Raw genomic sequence first — 20,087 nt, forward strand, 5'->3', positions numbered from 1 at the left:
AAACTCCCTGAAAGCTCATTTTGGCAAGGATATGCTGACGGATACTCCCGTAGAATGATGCTTCAAGTAATCAAAGCCACCAAAAACACCAATGCGAGCAAAGTCAAGAAATCCAACAGAATAGCCTAATTCAAAATAAGGTTTACGATCATAAGATATAAGTGAGCGCAGATGTAAAGCTTCGTCAAAACCTTTTCTTTGAAGAAGTGGCAGATGTTTGAGCAGTAAATAAGGAGTGCTCCACATCAGATTAGTTTGTGCCCAGCGACTAGCAGTAGAATAACGATAATTCTCCAGAAGCGAGAATCCTTCAGTGAAGGTTCGCTCAGTAAATGGTAAATTGGTCGTAGCAAGATGTTTATAATCAGGGAATTGTAGTCTTTTAGCATGAAAGAAGCCTCCGGCATTGGCATACCAACTCAAACGATTGAACATCCCAAACTCTACCGTTTGCTTTGCAGAAAATTCAACACGATGATAAGAAGAGATATATCTACCTCCACTCATAGGGAAGGCACGTTCATAACCTAGCGTAAAGGTAGGGAAAGCAGAATCTTCATACTTCTTCTTTCCTTCCACCATGCGATAATAGTGCGCAGGAGTATAGGTCAAAAGAAAAGATGATTTCAATAGGTCATTTTCCAACATCGGCACAAAATTAGTATTTCCAGGGATATTAGATTTTGCTGATTGATTAAACAAGCTACTTGAGATGGTGTTGTCCAGCATTCTTCTACGGTGCCATTGAAGGGAAGCTGAGAGTTGTAGCCCATTGGCTAGCTCAATATCATTATTCAACGAGAGAAAGCGTTTTTCGTATAATTTTACTTCATTACGGGCAAAGAGTAAAGAGGATATCCCATTGAGTAAGCGTGACTCTCCATTCTCTTCATTATAATCAGTAGAAAGTACTCCTCCACTTATCGTTAAACGTCCTCTTCTTCGAGGTGCATACTCCAGAGATAGTGACCCACTGCCCAACAGTTTTTTGCGAGAAGTGACATAATAAAGTCTAGGTGTAAAACTTAGCGTAGACTTTTTGGATAGATTTATTCCTGCCGTAAACTTAGCTCCTATCCAAAGTCCATCGACAAAGTTATATTCGGGTATATAAGAAGCAAGACTATAAAGGCGCAACCAAGCATTCTTGTCTTTTGTACGAAATGTATTACCGGATAACATTGTATTTAGAACTCCTCCAGATGAACCAATAGCAACGCTAGAAGAGGCATCCCCCTTCTTTGTGAGAGAATCTTTCACAACTGTCAACTTCTCTTTGCGAATATAGCTTTGCATTTCTTCGGGTCGAAGAGGCACACTCCTCACAGTAGCCCAGTACAACGAATCTTTTTGCCCCGCCAGAGAATCCGTTTTGGTATTAGTTTCATTTGCTTTTGACATTCGTTCGTATCTATTTTTAGAGCGAAGAGTATCGGACAATTCAATGGATTTTGTCATTAGTTTCGACAACTTGTAAGCGTCAGCAGTAGAAAGTTCTTTTTTCGAAGAGATCTGTTCTATTTGCTCAAGCACCTTCCGTTGCCTCTTAGGCATAAGACGTGCAGCAGTAGCCTCTGCATTGGCTGCGGAGGTTAACTGTTGGGGTGTAAGCGGTTCCTTGTTTGTCTCAACCTTTCGATAATGCACTGCTGCAAGATAAGAAGCTTCCGCTTTAATACCCACAACGTCAATAGCACAATTCATGCTGGTAGAAGTAGCAAGGAATACCGTAGGCTTCACTTCCTTGCAAGTCACCTTTATAGTCGCCTTTAATCCACCTCCATCTAATGACAATTCGGCAGCAGAGATACACCAAAGATCTTCTATAATATATAGATACCCTGAAAGTAACTTTGGACTATTTTTTTTTGGAATTACTCGAATTTTATTCACCAAATGCTCACCTTCAGCATAACAACCATCAAGTTTAAAACGATAATAGGCAAAAGCCCCAGGACTTAAAGGAGAAACCTTCCCAAACAATTCCGGCGCATACATATTAATAGTAGTCAAGCCCAGATTAATATTTATTTCTTCAGGAAAAGAATTAGCATAAGCCTTTATATGATTCTCCCATTTATTGGGTGCCGTGAAAGAAATTTCTCTTTGCTCTTCAAGCACAAACAACTTACCTTGCAATTTTTTAGATGTCTTTCTTACTTTCTTAGATAGTTTAAAAATTAATGGGATTTCTTTCACTTTACCTGTACCTTTAAGATATGTTCCCGCAGTAAAACTCTTCAATTGAGTTCTATAATAAGGAGCACGAGCTATTGCATGTCTAATAACAGTATACGCAGGATCTTCCGCACCACGTTGTATACTCACCTCATTCAACTGATATATCCGTTCAGAGAGAACGATGTTTTGTTCCAAGCCTTCTGTCGGAACCTGTATCGTTAATACTTGCTGAGTGAATCCAATGGATGAAATCTCACAGATATAACGTCCTGGCTTCAATGTCATTTGAAAAAATCCATTGTTGTCTGTCGTAGAACCGGAATGCAGTTCACGCAAATAAAGGGATGCATAAGGAATCGGATTTCCTTTTTCATCCGTTACCCTTCCCTTAAACGTTTGGCTCAATATGGGCAGAGAAAGAATACAAATAACAATAAAAACAAGTCGTCGTTTCATCTATCTGCTAGTTATTAATTCTTAATACTGAAGACACCCACATGAATGGATGACATTTATTAGACGATAAACCTTTGAAAAAATTGCAAAGCACAGAACTAAATATTATTTTTGAGGAATAATTATAGAAAGATTGGGCATGAAAAATAATGATTGGAAAGAACGATTGAATGTAGTTTACTCTACCAATCCGAATTATAACTATGAGAGCGAAAATAATGAAGAACAGATGATATTGGAACCCAATAAACAAAACCTGCGCGTACAACTTGATAAGAAAAATAGGGGCGGAAAGGTGGTTACACTTATTACCGGATTTGTTGGTACGGATAACGAGCTTAAAGAATTAGGTAAATTACTCAAAAGTAAATGTGGTGTAGGCGGCTCCTCCAAAGAACACGAGATCATTATACAAGGCGACTTCAAGCTAAAAATAATAGATCTATTAAAGAAAGAAGGATATATAAAGACAAAGCCTGTAGGCTAACAGATTTGTTCTTCCTCTTACAATAAAAAATGGCCATCCGGATAATCGGGATGGCCATTTTTATATCGACTTTTTAAGATCCTATTAATCTGCGTTAAGCGTAAAGCGCTTGAAAGCAGTAACAGTAAGACCTTTGCTTGAGCTATCTAGGAATTGGGCAACGGTCAACTTACCGTCTTTCACATATTCTTGTTGAAGCAAACAAACTTCTTTGTAGAATTTATTGATGCGACCCAAAGCTATTTTCTCAATCATGTTTTCTGGCTTACCTTCTTGACGTGCCTTGTCAGCTGCTATTTCTTTCTCACTGGCAAGTACTTCAGCAGGAACACTTTCAGGATCCAGTGAAATAGGATTCATTGCAGCGATTTGCATAGCAATCTCGTGAGCCACTTGTGCTTCAACGTTAGGTTGATTGAAAGATACAATCGTAGCAAGTTTATTTCCCGGATGAATGTAGATAGAAGTTGTAGGACCTTCAACAAATCCATAGCCATCTAATTCCATTTTCTCGCCCGTAATACCAATACGGTCAATAATAGTGTCACCTACAGTGCCTTTTCCCATTGGAAGAGCCTTCAAAACCTCAACATCGGCACACTTGTTAGCGATAGCCAAATCAAGAATTTCGTTCGTAAGAGCAACGAAATCAGCGTTTTTTGCAACGAAATCAGTTTCGCATTTCAGAGCAATCATCGCTGCGTAATCGCCAGTTGTTTTGGCCAAGACACATCCTTCAGAAGCATCACGATCAGAACGCTTTGCAGCAACAGCCTGACCTTTTTTACGAATAATTTCCATTGCTTTTTCAAAATCGCTATCAGCTTCTGTCAAAGCATTCTTGCAATCCATCATACCAGCACCTGTCATTTTGCGCAGGTGGGTTATATCTGCCATTGTTACAGCCATATCAATTAAAATTTGGTAGTTAGTTGTTGATTTTAAGCTTCTTCGTCTCCCTTCAAGAAAGCAGCTGCCTTAGCAGCATTAATTGCTTCTTCATCGGATTTATCAAGTCTTGCTTTAGCTGGTCTCTTCTTTCCTTTTGAGGCAGAAGCTTCGCCTGCAGCTTCCAAATCTACTTTTTCAGCTTTTCTTTCTTCAAGACCTTCTTGCATAGCCATGCAGCAAGCTTCAAGAATAACTTCAACAGATTTTGTAGCATCGTCATTTGCTGGGATTACAAAATCAATATTTGAAGGATCTGAATTAGTATCAACGATTGCAAATACAGGTATTCCTAAACGATTAGCTTCACGAACAGCTATATTCTCTTTCATTACATCTACAATGAAAAGAGCAGAAGGAAGACGAGTCAGATCTGCAATAGAACCTAAAGTCTTATCCAACTTAGCACGTTGACGTGAAATCTGAAGGACTTCTCTTTTAGAAAGATTAGAATAAGTACCATCGCTAGTTAACTTGTCGATAGTAGTCATCTTCTTAATGGCTTTACGGATTGTAGGGAAGTTAGTCAACATACCACCCGGCCAGCGTTCAATAACATAAGGCATATTCACAGACGATGCTCTATCAGCAACAATCTGTTTCGCTTGTTTTTTAGTAGCAACAAAAAGGACTTTCTTGCCTGATTTTGCAATTTGTTTCAGAGCTTCAGCAGCTTCATCCACTTTTGCAACAGTTTTGTGGAGGTCAATGATATGAATACCATTACGTTCCATAAAAATATAAGGAGCCATAGATGGATTCCACTTTCTCTTAAGGTGTCCGAAGTGGCAACCGGCTTCCAATAATATATCGAAATTTGTTCTTGACATTTTTTTATTCTTTAAATCGTTTACTTTCTTTTCTGTTTTCTAAACCAACCGCTGGGTAGCCTGAAAGAAGAGTCCCAGTAGTTTAGATGCTAAACATTCTCCTGCTCTAACAGCCCAGACAACATTAACGTTTACTGAACTGGAATCTCTTACGAGCTTTTGGACGACCCGGTTTCTTACGTTCTACAGAACGAGGATCACGTGTCATAAAGCCTTCAGAACGAAGAGCTGATTTATCTTCAGCATTGATTTTAACCAGAGCACGAGCAATTGCTAAACGCAAAGCCTGAGACTGACCTGTAAAACCACCACCTGACAAGTTTACTTTGATGTCATATTTTTCAATAGCACCAAGCTTGTTCAATGGTTGTTTAACTACATACTGAAGAATAGTTGATGGAAAGTACTGTGCAAGGTCTCTCTTGTTGATAGTAATCTTTCCTGTACCTTCGCTAACGAATACGCGAGCGATTGCGCGTTTACGTCTGCCTAATGCATTTATTACTTCCATTATATTTATTTAAGTAGGTTTATATCAATTGTTTTTGGGCATTGAGCCTCATGTTTGTGCTCACCACCTGCGTAAACATACATGTTACCAAGCAGTTTATCACCCAGCTTATTTTTAGGAAGCATACCTTTAACAACTTTTCTCATCAATTTGTCGTCACCATTAGGTTTTGCTTGCAAACGGGCAGGAGTTATTTCTCTCTGACCACCAGGATATCCTGTATATGATAGATAGATTCTATCATGCCATTTATTTCCTGTTAATTTTACTTTGTCTGCGTTAATGATAATTACGTTATCACCGCAGTCCACATGAGGGGTAAAGTTTGGTTTATACTTACCTCTCAACAGTTTCGCAACTTTCGCTCCCAGACGTCCCAGAGACTGATCTGTAGCATCAACAATAACCCATTCTTTGGTCACTGTCGCTTTATTTGCAGAAATGGTCTTGTAACTTAAAGTATCCACTCTTAATTTGTTTTTAAAATGTTACTACTAAAAAAAGTCTTCACCACGTATTAACTTTCCCCGGACAAAGGAGAGCTAACTCGCTATGAATGAATCTCTTATCCTTTTATGATAATAATCGGCTTGCAAAATTACGGCTTTTCTTTGAATTGGCAAACTATTTCCACCTTTTTTTGGCGTTCTCAGACCGCTAAAAACAAGACTAGGCACCTCCAATACTTATTTTTGCAATAAAAATCATATACACGATGTTCATACATCCGAGAGCCCCTGTGGCAAAGGAAATTAAAGTACGTTGCTTTGGTTTAGAAATCACATTCAACTAATCTTTCACGCATAAGGTCTAAAAAAATCTGCACTATGCAATAGCGCAAACTAAACCGTTCTCTTTCATCAACCAAACGGTTCAGTTGTTCCAACAGAACCGTTCTCTTTGAAAGAACAAGATTATCTATCTATCAACCAAAATGCCACAGCAAAGTGATGATCACACTAGAGCTAAGTTTTATGCCAAAAACAAAATAAAGGTGATGGACGTAGCATCAAACAAGCGATTAGACTTGAGCGCAACGACTTGAATTGCTCGTAGCTACAATCATCATGGAAGTAATTCGAAACGAGAAATTTGGAAGTTGGAAGTTGGTTTTCTGCTTCTTCACCTTTTGCGGCAAGCCAAAAATGGAAGAATGGAAACGCGACAATTGCTTGTGGTTGTGGATGTGATTACGCGCGTAGTTGTTGTACCACAACAACCATACTCTTCTTTGTTTTTCTCTACTTTACTTTCCTCTTCTAGAGAACACGTCATAACTAATTCATTATCAACATTTTGCAGAAGTGCTTTTTGCATTGTTTTTGCACTGTTTTGTGCATTGTTTTGTGCACTTTCAAACAGTTTATTTGCACTTCTTTGCATCACTTCCGAGTAAGCATACCCTCGTTGTGGTTCAACCATTAAAATAGTTTTTCTCCGTCCCGTCGCTCTTCTTGGCAATCACTCAGGAGTTACAACCTCGGGCGTTTGTTCTTTTTCGCTGCAATTGTTTTACGCTTTTCATCAAACAGTCTCATCCGTTTGATGAGCTCAACAGATGCGAATCACTAGCACTTTCAGCAGATTCCGTAATATCCGTAATAGATGTGATAGTAAAATGCGCGTTTCTCATAGGAAGTAAATGCAGTAGATGAACAAATAAAAGTGGAAGTTTGCCAAAGCAAACTTCCGCTTTTATCGTTATAAATAGCGGAAATAAATATTATTTTTTCGCTTGCTTCCTTTTATTCACTGACTCCACAGCTTCCATCACAACGGATTGATTCTCAAAGCGCTTAGCATATCCAGAGTAATCAGGATGTATCCTTTCATAATCAGGGTCAACAAATAGAGGGCTAGAAATAATATGGTCTGCAGTAGAACGGTTACAACAAAATACAATATTTTCTACACCGGCAAGACGAGTAAGTGCTTTCACATCTGTATCATGCGGTTGCAATGTCATCGGATCTGTAAAAAAGAAGAGATAGTCAATTTCTCCATCTACAACACGTGACCCCATTTGTTGATCACCTCCTAACGGGCCTGACTTTAGGATTGTAAAATCCCACTCTATCTCAGGGTGTTTTTCTTTTAAGGCAGCAAGAATTAACGTACCGGTAGTACCGGTGCAATAAAACTTATGCCCCACCAATAGCTCAGAGTTCCAGACCACCCATTCAATCAAGTCTTTTTTCATAGCATCATGCGCTACTAAACCGATTTTTCTAATTAGCTTTCCCATAATAATTCAATATCAATCAAAGATTTTATACTTCCCACATTATATAATATTAGAAAAGAATTTCCTTCCTCTCAAATAGAACAGTGCTAAGATACTACTATTTATCCGTTCAGGGATAGGATTCAGTATCGTTTTTCTCATATTTATTTCTCTCTCTGCCAAAAACAAAGGTTTCATCTTTTTAAACTCTCGGCGCGCCTGAAACACCGCCTTAGCATTAGGCAACTGTCCCTTAAGTAAAAAAGAAAAGGAAGCAACATAATCGAGCCACGCACGCACGCACATCACACGGGTTAAGTCATCTTGAGGCAAGTTCTTGTAAAGCATAACAAGATTGTTCCGAAAGTTGAGAAAGGTCTTACGAGGATTCTCTTTTTTAAGAGTAGCTCCGCCCACATGATAAACGAGACTTTGAGGAATACAAACAATTTGTCGCCCTCTGGCACGCAACCGCCAGCAAAGATCAATTTCCTCCATGTGAGCAAAAAAGCGGCCATCTAAGCCTCCGACATCATTGTAGTCTTTCAAACGAATAAATAATGCTGCACCAGTAGCCCAGAAGACAGAAATCACATTATCATACTGACCATGATCTTTTTCTACCACCGACAGGATTCTTCCTCTACAAAAAGGATAGCCATAACGATCAATAAAGCCTCCCGCCGCTCCAGCATATTCAAATAGATCTTTCTTCCGCCAACTACGTATTTTAGGTTGACACCCTGCTACTTCAGGATGAGCATCCATATATTCGACCAGAGGACAAAGCCATTGAGGAGTCACCTCTACATCCGAATTGAGTAATACAACGTACTCAGCTTCTATTTCTTTCAAAGCCAAGTTATAACCATCGGCAAAGCCATTATTACCATCAAGAATGATTAAGTGTACAGTAGGAAACTCCCCACGAAGCATAAAGATGGATCCGTCCGTAGAACCATTATCGGCCACATAAACTTCAACTCCACCCATTGCCTCGGAGTGTGCAACAACAGAGGGTAAAAAAGAACGAAGCATCTCGCATCCGTTCCAGTTTAATATAACAACAGCTGTTTTATTCATTTTTTTTGTTCAGCAAGGTGTTCATGCTTCCAGCGTTTATGCGACCAAAACCAGTAGGCAGGTTCACGTAAGATAGTCTGCTCTACATGGCGAACATACATTTCTGTTATCTCGCCATCAACAGTGTTTTTGGGACACTCGGATATCAACACAAATGTAGCTTCACAATATCCTCGCCTTTCTTTTTTTAATTCACAATAAAACACCGGATAATTCATCATTCGGGCAATACGTTCTCCTCCATTCATAAAAGCAGTATCTTGATTCAGAAACTTCGTCCAATAATGGAGGCTATGAGCATTTGGAGATTGATCAGCCACAAGGCCAAGCGCAAGTTTCTTACCGGCATGTTTAGCACGAATCACCTCACGAGCCGCATCTGACTTCTGCACATTATAGCCACCAAATCGAGAACGAATGTTGCGAAACAACCGATCAACAAATGGATTACGAATTGTCTTGTACACCTGCATCGGGATATCACCTGATTTCATGAACATACCCATACCAATGGTCCATTCAAAATTGGCATAGTGTGGCATCATTACTATAATCCCACCGTACTTTTCTATCATCTCCAGATACTGTTCTGTATTCTCAAAATGCATACGTCTGTGTAGTTGAGTTACAGGCATCTTTAGCATCTTTAAGCTCTCGAGCATATAATCACAGATATAGTGGTAGAACTTTCGTTCAATGACACGTAATTCTGCTTCCGACTTTTCGGGAAAAGATTTTTTCAAATTTCGTCGAACCACACCTCTTCTATACCTTATCACTCTATGCATAAAGAAATACATCACATCAGATAAGAGATATAACATAGAGAAAGGTTGTATGGCTAATAGCCACATTCCCAGATAAACAAAGATATAAACAAGTCTAGACATCCTTATTATTTAATCAATTTATAATAGTGCCCAAAAGAGCTGTGCCTTCTTCATTAAATTCACCCAACCGAAGTAACACCACCTGATTGTCCAATTGATTAGAACTATCCAACTCCACACGAATGTAGTTTTGGGTAAAGCCGTGCATAGGAGCATCTGACTTGGCTTTTTCCAACAGCACAGGCATCGAATGCCCAATAAAACGAGAATAAAAATCCTTCGTTTTTTCTTCAGAAAGTTCTAGTAACCGTTGACTGCGTTGATGCTTTTCGGCAGCAGCCACAACGTGTTCTATCTTCAATGCCTGAGTGCCGGGACGTTCTGAATAGCTAAAAACATGTAGCTGTGTTACATCCTGACTTTTAATAAACTCATAAGCAGATTCAAAATATTCATCTGTTTCACCTCGCGTACCGACAATTACATCTACTCCTATAAAAGCATCCGGCATCACTTCTTTTATCTTCTTTACTTTAGAAGCGAACAGTGCCGTATCATATTTCCGATGCATCAACTTTAAAACCTCATCATTACCCGATTGCAACGGTATATGAAAATGAGGCATAAAACGACGTGAATGCGAAACGTATTCTATTATCTCATCAGTCAACAAATTAGGTTCTATAGAAGATATGCGATATCGTTCAATTCCTTCTACTTCATCGAGTGCTTTTATCAAATCAAAAAACGTCTCTCCGGTACTTTTCCCGAAATCGCCAATATTTACGCCAGTCAGTACAATTTCCTTTCCTCCTTCAGATGCAGCCTTTTTAGCTTGCTCTATCATAGATGATATAGTACCATTACGGCTTCGTCCACGCGCAATAGGAATCGTACAATATGTACAATAATAATCACAGCCATCTTGTACTTTCAAAAAGAATCGCGTACGATCTCCTCTTGAACAGGAAGGAGCAAACGAAGAGATATCTTTCAAAGCTGACGTATGTGCTTCACCCGATTCCAGCTTCTGCATGTTGCCAATATATTGCATTATGTCAGCCTTCTGCTCGGCGCCAAGAACCAAGTCAACTCCTTCTATCTTGCTCACATCCTCAGGCTTAAGTTGAGCATAACAACCTGTAACCACAACAAATGCGCCAGGATGTTGCTTTATCAATCGCTTAATTACTTGCCGGCATTTCTTATCGGCCATTTCCGTTACCGAACAAGTATTCACAACGCAAATGTCAGCTATTTCGCCTTTCCGTGCCGTGCGAACGCCCGAATCACGGAGTATTTTTCCTATCGTTGATGTCTCTGAGAAGTTTAATTTGCAGCCTAATGTATAATAAACGGCTGTCTTATTTTGAAATACAGTAGTATCTATCATAATTCTGTCAAATACATTATTCAATGCAAAGGTACACATTATTATAATTAAAAGTTGTTATTGTAATCAAGAGTTATCCCGCAAAGACTTTCGAGACCGAAACATTATTCCTATTTTTGCACAAAACAACAAAGATCGTGCAATGATAAAAGAGAATTTCATCAAACTATACGAAAACAGTTTCCGAGAGAATTGGGATTTGCCATGCTACACAGATTACGGAGAAGAAGGGAATTACACTTACGGGCAAGTAGCACAAGAGATTGCCAAGTTACACTTGTTGTTCAAATATTGCAACCTGCGCCGTGGTGAAAAAATAGCGATCATCGGAAAAAATAATGCTAAATGGTGTATAGCATATATGGCCACCATCACTTATGGCGCTATTGTTGTCCCTATCTTACAAGATTTCCATCCAAACGATGTGCATCACATCGTCAACCACTCCGAATCCGTATTCCTTTTTACAAGTGATACTATCTGGGAAACACTAGAGGAAGAAAGTCTATCCGATTTGCGGGGAGTTTTTTCGTTAACAGATTTTCGCTGCTTACATCAACGAGATGGAGAAACCATACAGAAATTCCTAAAGCACGTAAATGAAGAAATGCTGCAAACTTATCCTGACGGGTTCTACAAAGATAATGTACAATACACAACACTGAGCAATGACAAAGTGATGTTACTGAACTATACTTCCGGAACCACGGGATTTAGCAAAGGCGTAATGCTAACAGGAAACAATCTCGCCGGAAATATAACATTTGGTATTCGTACCGAACTCCTTAAAAAAGGAGATAAGGTACTCTCCTTTCTTCCTTTAGCACATGCTTATGGCTGCGCATTCGATTTCCTTACTGCAACAGCCGTAGGCACGCATGTCACCTTATTAGGAAAGGCTCCCTCACCCAAAATTATCATGAAAGCTTTTGAAGAAGTAAAGCCCAACCTGATTATCACTGTCCCCTTAGTCATTGAAAAAATATATAAAAATGTCATTCAACCACTGATCAGCAAAAAAGGAATGAAATGGGCATTAAGCATCCCCCTACTGGACGCCCAAATATACGGCCAAATCCGTAAAAAAATGATAGATGCACTGGGTGGACGATTTAAAGAGATCATCATAGGTGGAGCGGCAATGAATCCGGAAGTTGAAGAGTTTTTTCATAAAATAAAATTCCCCTTTACCATCGGGTACGGAATGACAGAATGTGGCCCTCTGATAAGCTATGCACCATGGAATGAATTTATACGCACATCATCAGGAAAAATCCTCGATATAATGGAAGCTCGTATTTATAAGGAAAGATCTGATATGGAAACGGGTGAGATACAAGTACGTGGAGAGAATGTAATGGTAGGATATTACAAAAACGTAGAAGCCACCAACGAAGTACTTACTGACGACGGTTGGTTACGCACCGGAGATCTTGGCACAATAGACGCAAATGGAAATATATTCATCAGGGGACGTAGTAAAACAATGATATTAAGTTCAAGCGGACAGAATATATTCCCCGAAGAAATTGAAGCCCGATTGAATAACATGCCTTTTATCCTTGAAAGCCTCGTTATAGAGAAGAGTAAAAAGCTGCTAGCACTAGTGTATGCCGACTATGAAACTTTAGATTCACTTGGCTTAAATCACCCCGAACATTTAAAAACCATTATGAACGAAAATCTTAAAAATCTAAATAATTGTGTAGCTACCTATGAGAAAATTAGCCAGATACAACTATATCCAAGCGAGTTCGAGAAGACCCCAAAAAGAAGTATAAAAAGGTACCTATATAACAGTATAACAGAGGATTAAGCATGTTATACAACATATTATTAGAGCAAGAAAAAACAGCCTTAATAAAAAAAATAAAAAAAAGTCGCTACTAAGAGTACAACATATCAAAAAAGTCTATACATTTGCAACGTTTTAATAAGCAATTGATTGTATTACAGATTTAAAAAAGCAAAGAAAATGAAAAAATTAATTTTAATGTTCGCAGCTATTGCAGCAGTATCTTTCGCATCATGTGGTAACAAACAAGCTGAAGCTGAAAAAGCTAAAGCTGATTCAATCCGTATCGCTGATTCAATCGCAGCAGTAGAAGCTGCAGCAGCTGAAGCAGCAGCAACTGATACAACAGCAGTTGTTGATAGCGCAGCAGTTGTAGCTGAATAATTTCAGTACAACAATTAGAAAATGAGAAGGGCCTGTGATGTAACATCACAGGCCCTTTTATTGTTTCAAACTCAAAATACATTTCTAGGAATATCTCATCACTCTTCCTGTAAAAGAGAAAATAAAGATATAAAAAAGATGGGCATTCCCAAAAAGGAATACCCATCTTTATATATTATCGTTAACAGGAAATAGTTACTCTGCAACCACCTCAAAAGGAATTTCAACAGAAACATCCTTATGAAGCTTCACGATAGCTTTATATGAGCCAATCTCTTTCACTGAATCCTTAACAACGATCGTTTTTCTTTCAATTTCAAAACCAAGTTTAGTTAATTCGTCAGCTATCTGAATATTACCAACTGAACCAAAAATAGTTCCTGTAGAACTTACTTTTGTTCCAATAGTAAGAGATACAGCCTCTAGCTTAGTTGCCAATTCTTCTGCATCTTTTTTGACTTTTTCAAGTTTATGAGCACGTTGCTTAAGATCTTCAGCCAACATTTTCTTGGCAGAAGGAGAAGCAATAATCGCCTTTCCTGTGGGAATCAAGTAATTACGACCATAACCAGCTTTAACCGCTACGATATCGTTCTTATAACCCAAGTTTACTATGTCTTCTTTCAATATAATTTCCATACTTTTTCTCCTTCAATTATTTCATCATGTCAGTAACAAATGGAAGTAACGCCAAATGACGCGCTCTCTTCACTGCTTGTGCAATTCTACGTTGGAATTTCAAAGAAGTACCTGTAATACGACGTGGAAGGATCTTCCCTTGTTCGTTTAGGAATTTCTTCAAGAATTCAGGATCTTTGTAGTCGATATATCTGATTCCATTCTTTTTGAAGCGACAGTACTTTTTCTTTTTCACGTCTACTGAAGGCGGAGTTAAGTATCTGATCTCTGATTGATTTTGTTGTGCCATGATTAATTTTCCTCCTTTTTAGTTGATTTCAGACTTCTTCTTTTAGCAGCATATTCAGCAGCATATTTCTCCATTTTAAAAGTAAGAAAACGGATAACGCGCTCATCACGACGAAAGTTTAGCTCCAGCTTCTCAATTACAGTTGGCTCTGCACTAAACTCAACCAGTTGATAAAACCCTGTCGATTTTTTCTGTATTGGATAGGCTAATTTTTTCAGCCCCCAATTTTCCTCATTAATAATTTCAGCACCTTCTGCAAGAAGAATACTTTTGAATTTTTCTACCGCTTCCTTCATCTGAACATCAGATAAAACGGGAGTTAAAATGAAAACGGTTTCATATTGATTCATACTCGTTCAATTAAAAAAATAATTATTTTATTTTAGAATTCGAGCGCAAAGGTAGGATTTTTATTCCGAACAACCAACTTTTGATCTTTTTTTATACCTTTTAGATAGGAATTATCAGCTAAGGACATTATCTTTGCAAAGTTGCTTAAACAATAATTTCATGATTGAACAGTTTAACTTTGATATCAGATTAATTTTTGCCATCTTGAACGGCAAAGTCTCTGCAGCCATAAACCGGAAACTTTATCGAAATTTCCGGCAAAACGGATTAGAAATCAGTCCAGAACAATGGACTGTATTAATCTTCTTATGGGAGAAAGACGGAGTTACACAACAAGAGTTGTGCAATGCAACTTTCAAAGACAAACCAAGCATGACCCGTCTTATAGATAATATGGAACGCCAACATCTCGTTGTTCGTATCTCAGATAAGAATGATCGCCGCACCAACCTGATTCATCTAACAAAAACAGGGAAAGAGTTGGAAGAAAATGCCCATACCATCGCCAACAAAACACTAAAAGAAGCATTACTAGGCATAAATGTAGATGAACTACGCATAAGTCAAGATGTACTCAGAAAGATATTCTACAACACTAAAGACTAATCTCATCAAAGAAAAATCGACTATTTGAATTACTTAATGCTTTTTTTGCATAAATAATTTCGCCCATAATAGAATAATGCTTTTCTTTGTATTAATTAGAATATAAATTCACTAAAAGGCACACAAATGAAAGTATTTTTAAAAAATTTGGGATTACTACTAATTCTAATTGGAGCAATTATTTTAGTCGTTTGCTCCTTCACAGGAAATGTAAACAACAATGTTGTTCTGTTATCATCTGCTTCATTAGTCGTAATAGGAATCATTTCTTATATCGTTCTTAATAAAAGAATTACTGACTAAAGCTTTTCTACATTGAGAATAAAAAAGAGGGTGTGTCAAAAACTGACCACCCTCTTTTTTATTCTCAATGTAGAGACTTATTAAATTTCGTGTTCTGGCGTAATCAACTTGTAGCCCTTACCATGAATATTTATAATTTCAATGGAATCATCTTCTTTAAGATGTTTACGCAGTTTCGTGATATACACATCCATGCTGCGGGCATTGAAATAATTGTCATCTATCCAAATAGTCTTCAATGCAAAATCACGCTGTAATATCTCATTTGCATGTGCGCAAAGCAATCCTAATAATTCAGATTCTTTAGTAGTAAGCTTCGTTTGCTTTCCCTCGCTTGATAAAATTTGTTTTTGAGTGTCAAAAGAGAATTTTCCAATCTTATAGACATTACTTTCTTTGTTCTTCTTCCCATGAACACGTCTCAGTATAGCTTCGATTCTAAAGGTCAACTCCTCCATACTGAATGGTTTCGTGATATAATCATCTGCACCAATCTTAAAGCCCTCTAGTATATCTTCTTTTAATGTTTTAGCAGTCAAGAAAATAATAGGTATTTCTGCATTTGCAGCTCGAACCTCTTGAGCCAATGTGAAGCCATCTTTCTTCGGCATCATCACATCAAACACACATAGATCATATTTATTTTTAAGAAAAGCCTTAAAACCAGCTTCGCCATCAGGAAATAACTCAGCCGAATAACCTTTCGCCTGTAAATACTCTCTCAAAAGCATGCCAAGGTTTTCATCATCCTCGCATAGCAAAATACGCAGTTTCTCGTCCATATCATTCATTTTTTATATAGGTAATGCAATAATAAATTTAGTTCCAATATTCAATTCACTTTCAGCCCTGATAGATCCTTTATGGTCTTGAATGATCTTTCTAACATAAGCCAACCCCAACCCAAATCCTTTTACATCATGCAGATTACCTGTATGCACGCGATAAAATTTGTCGAAGACTTTTTTCAAATTCTCTTTTTTTATGCCGATGCCATTATCTTGTATCGAGATCATCAATTTACCTTGTTCGTTCCAAGTTCTGACATCTAATAACAGATCTTCTTCTGGTTTCTTATATTTAACAGCATTGTCCATTAAATTAAAGATCACATTAGTAATATGCATTTCATCAGCAAGAATAGTTGACTCAACTGCAGCCAAATCAGATGTAATCTTTCCATTATATCGTTCAACCTTTAGAGTAAACGTATTAATTACCCCAGAGATCATTTCATTCGCATCCAATTCTTTCATTTTCAAAGTAGCCTTCTGCTTGTCAAACATCGACATCTGAAGAACCTTCTCCACCTGAAATCTTAAACGCTTCGTTTCATCATTAATAATCCCGGAAATATGTTGAAACATTTGGGGAGACTTACCTACTGCAGGATCCTTCAGCATTTGTGCAGCTAAAGAAATTGTCGATATAGGGGTCTTAAATTCATGCGTCATATTATTAATAAAGTCATTTTTCATTTCCGTAAGTTTCTTCTGCCTGAACACAATATAAATTGTAAAGATGAACGTTATCAATAGCACTAATGTGAAAACCAATGAAGGAATCATAAAGCTCACTGAATCAAAAATATAATCTCTTTTAGCAGGGAAGTGAACTCTGACAACACTCATCTTTGCCGGTGGATCATTTGGAAAAAGAATCTGACTATAAGAACTCTCGCTACCTTTATCATCATAATCAGAACAACGATACACTTCACGTCCATCTTTGTCTATAACAACAAAATGATAAGGTATATCTATTCCATTATTTATCAGTTCTGACTTGAGGTATTGATCTAAATTCTTAAAATTAACCCGTTCCTCAAGTAACTTGTCGCTAGCCCTATAGAGCATTTGCCAGACAACCTCATCAAGCAAAAAACGTTGATATAAATAACGATTTTTAATCGCTTCTTGCAAGGTTCTAGACGTCTGAGGTATTGTATTAGTACCATGCCTGCGGGATATCATAGCCTTAGGCAATGCCGAAGGCTTAGTTGTTATTGTTTTCAATTCAAAAGCTGAATACACAGATCCATCCTGTGTTGCAACAGAATAACGCTGAGTTTGCTGAACTAAATCGCTCTTCTGAGGAGAAGAAGATTGAGCCAAAGCCTGTCTCTCAGTCGCCGAGACGTCTCTCTCTAACCAACGCTGAGTTTCATCATATTCTACATTCTTTGAAACCTGGTATAAACTACGTTTAACTGATTCATCGAATTGTTCATTACGCATTTTCACCATTTCTTCAATATAGCTTACCTGCAAATACAGTAAACTAAGAAAAGAAAGAGCCATAACGATACCCAATATCCAGATTGTTGACTTCTTCATGGCAACAAAATTAACACTCCCTAATTAACATTCCTAATGAATTAACCTGATTTAACCGCAAGTTCTCCTTAATTAACCCAAAAGCTATTTTTATATAGTATACTGATGAGTATAACAAATATTAGACTCTTTTAGTTTGCAAAATTAATAAAAAATTAAATTTTATAGCTACGGACATAAGTCTTGATAATTAGAACATAAAAGCCGTCATTTTTCAGCTATAAAAAAATGGCGGCTCATATGTTTGTATTAACAGAATCTATTCTTCAGTATGCTTTGCCTCAAATTCTTTAATTAATTTATCTTGTAGATCGGCCGGAACAAGTTCATAACTTGAGAATTTCATTATAAATGAAGCCCGACCACCTGTTAATGAACTCAAAGCAGTAGAATAGGACGATACTTCTTTCAGAGGTATCTTGGCACTCAATTTTTCAAACCCTTTTTCGCTACTCATCCCCATAATAATAGCCCGTCTGCCTTGGAGGTCTCCCATCACATCACCCATTTTATCTGAGGGCACAAACACCTCCACATCGTAAATCGGTTCCAATATTTTAGGCCCGGCATTCTTGAAGGCTTCACTAAAAGCATTCCGACCAGCAAGCATAAATGAGATTTCATTAGAATCTACAGGATGCATTTTCCCCTCATATACAATAACACGTACATCCCGAGCATATGAACCAGTTAATGGACCTTGCTCCATACGAGCCATAATTCCTTTTAGTATGGCAGGCATAAAGCGAGAATCAATTGAGCCACCGACGATACTATTAATAAAAACAAGCTTACCTCCCCAATCAAGAGAGATTTCTTCAGTACCCCTCACCGTTATTTTGAACTCTTGACCGTTAAATTTATAGATATCCGGCACAGGCATTCCCTCTTTATAAGGTTCAACAATAAGATGAACCTCTCCAAATTGCCCCGCACCTCCTGACTGTTTCTTGTGCCTATAGTCTGCCCGTGCCGCCTTAGTAATTGTTTCTCTGTATGGAATTCTAGGCTCCTCAAATTTAACAAGGAGCTTTTCGTTATTTTCCAAACGCCACTTTAAGGTACGTAAATGGAATTCCCCTTGCCCATGCACAAGCGTCTGTCTCAGTTCCTTAGATTGCTCAATAACCCAAGTCGGATCTTCTTCTCTCATACGATTAAGAATACTCATCATTTTTTCAACATCCGATTCAGTTACAGGTTTAATTGCTCGGGAATATCTAGAATTAGGATATTTAATAAAGCTAAATCGATAGTCACAATCTTTACCATTCAAAGTATTTCCGGTTTTTACATCCTTCAACTTCACCGCAGCGCCTATATCACCCGCTTGAAGTTCCTCTACTTTTATTCGGTTAGCCCCAGCCACAACATATATTTGGGTAATTCGCTCTTTTGACCCCCTATTAATATTTAATAAATCATCCCCTTCTCTCACTTTTCCACTCATCACCTTGAAATAAGAGATTTCGCCAATATGAGGTTCCACGCTGGTTTTAAAAAAATAAAGAGATTTCGGCCCTGAAACATTTGGAGCAACCTCCTGATCTTCTGAATTAGTCACTTTAGGCATCTCCGATACAAAAGGGACCACATTTCCTAAGAATTCCATCAAGCGTCGAACTCCCATATCCTTACTCGTACAAACGCAAAAGACAGGAAAAATCGCACGTGCAGCAAGGCCTTTGCGAATACCTTCACGCATCTCATCTTCGCTAAGAGTATTGTCTTCGAAAAACTTTTCCATCAGTCCTTCATCATTCTCGGCTGCAGCTTCCACTAGGATTTTATGCATTTCCATGGCTCTATCCATTTCTTCAGCCGGAATTTCGTCTATCATAGGAGCACCACCTTCTGGCTTCCAAGAATACCGCTTCATCAACAGTACGTCAATTAGCGCATTAAATCCAGGTCCTGTCGCAATGGGGTACTGAATTGGAACAACCTTTGTCCCATAAGCTTCTTTCAGTTGCTCAAGAATATTATCATAATCACATTTTTCATTATCAAGCTGATTCACCAGAAATATGACTGGTTTATGAAGCTTCTCGGTGTATCTGAAATGGTTTTGAGTGCCTACCTCTATGCCATAACGACCATTCAAAAGAAGAACTGCAGTATCCGTTACATTCAACGCAGTAACAACACCCCCCACAAAGTCATCCGCACCCGGACAATCGATCATATTCAGCTTCTTATTATTCCACTCAACATGAAAAACGGTAGAAAAAACAGAGTAACCATATTCCTGCTCTACGGGAAAATAATCACTCACTGTGTTCTTTGCGGCAACTGAGCCGCGACGCTTTATAATACCACTCTCGAATAGCATCGCTTCAACGAGAGTGGTTTTCCCAGAGCCAGAACTTCCCAATAAGGCAATGTTCTTAATTTCATTAGTCTGATATACTTTCATGACATATAAGATTTAAAGAGTTAAC

Annotated in this window: 20 protein-coding genes; 4 read left to right on the forward strand and 16 right to left on the reverse strand. The window is 38.1% G+C overall.

The window, feature by feature from the left end; all coding sequences use genetic code 11:
• Positions 1-15: 15 nt before the first annotated feature.
• The gene (locus BQ5338_RS12610) at positions 16-2,637 is read right to left on the reverse strand and encodes a DUF5686 and carboxypeptidase regulatory-like domain-containing protein (protein ID WP_071147185.1); all 2,622 of its coding nucleotides are present in this window, start codon (positions 2,635-2,637) and stop codon (positions 16-18) included.
• 139 nt (positions 2,638-2,776) lie between these two features.
• Here BQ5338_RS12610 and BQ5338_RS12615 point away from each other — a divergent pair, with 139 nt between their 5' ends.
• A complete protein-coding gene (locus BQ5338_RS12615) occupies positions 2,777-3,124 on the forward strand; it encodes a translation initiation factor (RefSeq protein WP_071147186.1) in 348 nt (115 codons plus the stop codon).
• Between the two features lie 84 nt (positions 3,125-3,208).
• Here BQ5338_RS12615 and tsf read toward each other — a convergent pair whose 3' ends face one another.
• The 9 genes from tsf to mtaB form a co-directional block, all read right to left on the reverse strand.
• Positions 3,209-4,033: a translation elongation factor Ts gene (tsf, locus tag BQ5338_RS12620; protein WP_071147187.1), complete on the reverse strand. Its 825-nt coding sequence runs from the start codon at positions 4,031-4,033 to the stop codon at positions 3,209-3,211.
• Positions 4,034-4,065: 32 nt separating this feature from the next.
• The gene (rpsB, locus tag BQ5338_RS12625) at positions 4,066-4,902 is read right to left on the reverse strand and encodes a 30S ribosomal protein S2 (protein WP_071147188.1); all 837 of its coding nucleotides are present in this window, start codon (positions 4,900-4,902) and stop codon (positions 4,066-4,068) included.
• Positions 4,903-5,026: 124 nt separating this feature from the next.
• Positions 5,027-5,413, reverse strand: coding sequence for a 30S ribosomal protein S9 (gene rpsI / locus BQ5338_RS12630; RefSeq protein ID WP_071147189.1), 387 nt, complete (start codon positions 5,411-5,413; stop codon positions 5,027-5,029).
• A gap of 5 nt (positions 5,414-5,418) precedes the next feature.
• Positions 5,419-5,880, reverse strand: a complete 462-nt coding sequence (gene rplM / locus BQ5338_RS12635) for a 50S ribosomal protein L13 (protein WP_071147190.1) — start codon at positions 5,878-5,880, stop codon at positions 5,419-5,421.
• A 655-nt stretch (positions 5,881-6,535) separates the two neighbouring features.
• Positions 6,536-6,835, reverse strand: a complete 300-nt coding sequence (locus BQ5338_RS12640) for a hypothetical protein (protein ID WP_071147191.1) — start codon at positions 6,833-6,835, stop codon at positions 6,536-6,538.
• A gap of 301 nt (positions 6,836-7,136) precedes the next feature.
• Positions 7,137-7,658: a methylglyoxal synthase gene (locus BQ5338_RS12645; protein WP_071147192.1), complete on the reverse strand. Its 522-nt coding sequence runs from the start codon at positions 7,656-7,658 to the stop codon at positions 7,137-7,139.
• Positions 7,659-7,697: 39 nt separating this feature from the next.
• Entirely contained in the window at positions 7,698-8,720 is a 1,023-nt protein-coding gene (locus BQ5338_RS12650; RefSeq protein WP_071147193.1) for a glycosyltransferase family 2 protein, read from the reverse strand.
• The gene (locus BQ5338_RS12655; protein ID WP_078063493.1) at positions 8,717-9,610 is read right to left on the reverse strand and encodes a lysophospholipid acyltransferase family protein; all 894 of its coding nucleotides are present in this window, start codon (positions 9,608-9,610) and stop codon (positions 8,717-8,719) included. Before BQ5338_RS12655 ends, BQ5338_RS12650 begins: the two co-directional genes overlap by 4 nt.
• 13 nt (positions 9,611-9,623) lie before the next feature.
• Complete coding sequence (gene mtaB, locus BQ5338_RS12660; protein WP_071147195.1) at positions 9,624-10,943, reverse strand: tRNA (N(6)-L-threonylcarbamoyladenosine(37)-C(2))-methylthiotransferase MtaB; 1,320 nt, start codon at positions 10,941-10,943, stop codon at positions 9,624-9,626.
• A 142-nt stretch (positions 10,944-11,085) separates the two neighbouring features.
• On the opposite strand from mtaB, the gene BQ5338_RS12665 reads away from it, so the two are divergent.
• Positions 11,086-12,759 carry a long-chain fatty acid--CoA ligase gene (locus BQ5338_RS12665; protein WP_071147196.1) on the forward strand — a complete coding sequence of 558 codons (1,674 nt, stop codon included), beginning with the start codon at positions 11,086-11,088 and terminating at the stop codon, positions 12,757-12,759.
• A gap of 159 nt (positions 12,760-12,918) precedes the next feature.
• The gene (locus BQ5338_RS12670; RefSeq protein ID WP_071147866.1) at positions 12,919-13,122 is read left to right on the forward strand and encodes a hypothetical protein; all 204 of its coding nucleotides are present in this window, start codon (positions 12,919-12,921) and stop codon (positions 13,120-13,122) included.
• Between the two features lie 195 nt (positions 13,123-13,317).
• On the opposite strand, the gene rplI is transcribed toward BQ5338_RS12670, so the two are convergent.
• From rplI to rpsF, 3 genes are read right to left on the reverse strand one after another with little or no spacing between them, the layout of a single operon-like run.
• Entirely contained in the window at positions 13,318-13,761 is a 444-nt protein-coding gene (gene rplI, locus BQ5338_RS12675) for a 50S ribosomal protein L9 (RefSeq protein ID WP_071147197.1), read from the reverse strand.
• Between the two features lie 16 nt (positions 13,762-13,777).
• Positions 13,778-14,050, reverse strand: a complete 273-nt coding sequence (rpsR, locus tag BQ5338_RS12680) for a 30S ribosomal protein S18 (protein WP_071147198.1) — start codon at positions 14,048-14,050, stop codon at positions 13,778-13,780.
• 2 nt (positions 14,051-14,052) lie between these two features.
• Positions 14,053-14,400: a 30S ribosomal protein S6 gene (rpsF, locus tag BQ5338_RS12685; RefSeq protein WP_071147199.1), complete on the reverse strand. Its 348-nt coding sequence runs from the start codon at positions 14,398-14,400 to the stop codon at positions 14,053-14,055.
• Positions 14,401-14,560: 160 nt separating this feature from the next.
• Between rpsF and BQ5338_RS12690 the strand changes: the two genes are divergently transcribed.
• Positions 14,561-15,007 (forward strand): MarR family winged helix-turn-helix transcriptional regulator, encoded by a 447-nt coding sequence (locus BQ5338_RS12690; protein WP_071147200.1) that lies wholly within the window; start codon positions 14,561-14,563, stop codon positions 15,005-15,007.
• Between the two features lie 383 nt (positions 15,008-15,390).
• Here the strand turns inward: BQ5338_RS12690 and rprY are convergent, their stop codons facing one another.
• The 3 genes from rprY to BQ5338_RS12705 form a co-directional block, all read right to left on the reverse strand.
• Positions 15,391-16,092: a response regulator transcription factor RprY gene (rprY, locus tag BQ5338_RS12695; protein ID WP_071147867.1), complete on the reverse strand. Its 702-nt coding sequence runs from the start codon at positions 16,090-16,092 to the stop codon at positions 15,391-15,393.
• A gap of 12 nt (positions 16,093-16,104) precedes the next feature.
• Entirely contained in the window at positions 16,105-17,646 is a 1,542-nt protein-coding gene (locus tag BQ5338_RS12700; RefSeq protein WP_071147201.1) for a sensor histidine kinase, read from the reverse strand.
• A gap of 259 nt (positions 17,647-17,905) precedes the next feature.
• On the reverse strand, positions 17,906-20,062 hold the full coding sequence (locus tag BQ5338_RS12705) for an elongation factor G (protein ID WP_071147202.1): 2,157 nt from the start codon (positions 20,060-20,062) through the stop codon (positions 17,906-17,908).
• Between the last annotated feature and the right edge of the window lie 25 nt (positions 20,063-20,087).

The organism is Bacteroides ihuae (genome assembly GCF_900104585.1).
Lineage (GTDB): Bacteria > Bacteroidota > Bacteroidia > Bacteroidales > Bacteroidaceae > Bacteroides > Bacteroides ihuae.